Origin of the sequence: Streptomyces sp. NRRL S-378 (assembly GCF_000720645.1) — a bacterium.
GTDB lineage: Bacteria > Actinomycetota > Actinomycetes > Streptomycetales > Streptomycetaceae > Streptomyces.
Genome location: NZ_JOBX01000195.1, coordinates 1 through 590 on the forward strand (window position 1 = coordinate 1; position 590 = coordinate 590).

At 72.9% G+C, this 590-nt stretch carries 1 protein-coding gene; it reads left to right on the plus strand.

Going from position 1 to position 590, the window contains the following annotated elements; translation table 11 throughout:
• Positions 1–107 precede the first annotated feature (107 nt).
• A complete protein-coding gene (locus IH80_RS0138460) occupies positions 108–590 on the plus strand; it encodes a lamin tail domain-containing protein (RefSeq protein WP_030966570.1) in 483 nt (160 codons plus the stop codon).

The window sequence follows — 590 nt, forward strand, 5'->3', positions numbered from 1 at the left end:
GTGGCCGGGAACCGTTTCGAGCCCGGCCGGAACGCATCCGCCCGCCTATGCGCGGGTGCATGTCGCCGGTCCGGGCCGTCCGTTGACGTCGAAGGGGTCCATCCTCCATGTCTGCTTCCCCCGCCACCCGCCGCGTCCTGGCAGTCCTCCTGGCCGCCGGCACCCTGGCCGGCGCGGCCGCGCTGCCCGCCGCGGCCGACGACCACCGCCGCGACCACCGCCGCGAGCGCTCCGCCCTCGTCATCGGCGACGTCCAGTACGACAGCCCCGGCCGCAACGACCGCTCCAACCGCGCCCTGAACCGCGAATGGGTCGAGATCAAGAACACCGGCCGCCACAGCGTCAACCTCCGCGGCTTCACCCTCACCGACCGGCAGGGCAACCGCTACCGCTTCAACGACTTCCGCCTCGACGGCCGCTCCGCCGTCAAGGTCCACACCGGACAGGGCCGCGACACCCGCCACGACGTCTACCAGGACCGCCGCCACCAGATCTGGAACGACCGCGACACCGCCACCCTCCGCGACCACCGCGGCAACGTCATCGACACCGAATCCTGGGGCCGCCGCGGACACCACCACCGCGGCTGA

Coding starts and splice junctions, on each gene's coding strand:
- IH80_RS0138460 (WP_030966570.1), top strand. CDS start 108: ATGTCTGCTTCCCCCGCCACCCGCCGCGTCCTGGCAGTCCTCCTGGCC.